This is a genomic window from Vibrio genomosp. F10 str. 9ZD137, assembly GCF_049974785.1.
Lineage (GTDB): Bacteria > Pseudomonadota > Gammaproteobacteria > Enterobacterales > Vibrionaceae > Vibrio.
Genome location: NZ_JBNGCJ010000162.1, coordinates 1 through 438, shown reverse-complemented (window position 1 = coordinate 438; position 438 = coordinate 1). Strand labels below are relative to the sequence as shown.

The window sequence follows — 438 nt, the reverse complement described above, 5'->3', positions numbered from 1 at the left end:
TCTGCCGTGTGCTCGCATCGGTTTTTAGTCACATCCATCGATTCAACCACACTCTGGCTACCTTTCAATAAACTGCCTAATGCGGTTTCAATTTCTTCGGTGCTTGTTTTAGTTCGACTGGCTAAGTTGCGCACTTCATCGGCAACAACGGCGAAGCCTCGCCCTTGTTCCCCTGCACGCGCCGCTTCTATGGCTGCATTCAAGGCCAGTAAATTGGTTTGCTCGGCAATGGCGCCAATGACCCCCAATATTGTCGTGATGCTGTCGGTTTCGTTACTCATCTTTTGTACTTGTTCGGCGGAATTTTCAACATCGGACACCAATTCAGAGACATTAGATTGCGCGTTCATGGCGGTTTGTTTTGAGTTGTTGCCTGCTTCGTTGGCATTATGGGTAAGCTGTGCCGTGTTGGCGGCATCTGTCGCCATGGACTCGGCG

1 protein-coding gene is annotated in these 438 nt (G+C 50.5%); it reads right to left on the bottom strand.

Features of this window, described 5'->3' with window-relative positions:
- On the bottom strand, positions 1-438 hold a 438-nt coding region (locus ACP45E_RS02015; RefSeq protein WP_241824248.1), incomplete at both ends, for a methyl-accepting chemotaxis protein.